Below are 433 nucleotides of genomic sequence, written 5' to 3' on the forward strand. Positions count from 1 at the left end.
AGCAGAGCTTAGTAATAAATAAGGATCTTTTGGCAAACAATGACCTCCAACACCTATTCCCGGAGTGTGAATTTTGACCCGTGGATGTGTATTAGCCAATTCTATTGCTTTAAAAATATCAATACCATATTGGTGAGCTAAGAGAGCAAATTCATTTGCCAGTGCTATATTCACATCTCTAAAAGTGTTTTCCATCAGTTTTACCATTTCGCTGGTTGTGGAGTTCGTTTTAAATATTTGCCCTTTTACAAAAGAGCGGTATAATATCTCGGCTAGTTCTGCACTCTTTTCATCTATACCTCCGAGTATCCTCGAGTTATAAACAAGTTCCTTAAATATTCTTCCAGGCATTACCCTCTCAGGAGCATGTGCCATGTAGAAATCCCTTCCAGCTTTTAGACCATTTACCCTTTCTATGAGCTTTGCCATTCTT

General features: G+C 38.3%; 1 pseudogene. It reads right to left on the reverse strand.

Going from position 1 to position 433, the window contains the following annotated elements:
- Positions 1–433 (reverse strand): annotated as a pseudogene (locus tag E3E37_RS11170) (nucleotide sugar dehydrogenase); the annotation flags it as partial.

Origin of the sequence: Thermococcus sp. ES12, from assembly GCF_012027515.1 — an archaeon.
In the GTDB taxonomy this organism is placed as follows: domain Archaea; phylum Methanobacteriota_B; class Thermococci; order Thermococcales; family Thermococcaceae; genus Thermococcus; species Thermococcus barossii.